We start from the raw sequence: 235 nt of genomic DNA, 5'->3' as shown, positions 1-235 counted from the left end.
CGGCTTCGTTTTCTCCTTTCGCCCGTGCTTCCTGCGGGGTAATACCGGTAATTAATACTGCTCCAGGCTGGGGTAAATAGTCATCCGCGGGCTTGCAGTAAAAGACTTCGGGTTCGCCGATGACATTGAATTCGTTATCAGTGCGAATGGCTGCGAACTGTGCAGGGCGATCTAACGCGGGGTGCGTTCCAAAGGTTTCGTAATCGTGAAACAAAAAGGTAGATTGTTGCTTACC

At 50.6% G+C, this 235-nt stretch carries 1 protein-coding gene; it reads right to left on the bottom strand.

All coding sequences use genetic code 11. The features are described 5' to 3' along the window. Positions 1 to 235: exonuclease domain-containing protein (locus SB775_RS33930; protein WP_410865685.1), on the bottom strand; the 235-nt coding region annotated here is incomplete at both ends.

Source organism: Peribacillus sp. SIMBA_075 (assembly GCF_046534585.1).
Note: the sequence above shows the minus strand (reverse complement) of the source record. Positions and strands in the feature narration are given on the sequence as shown.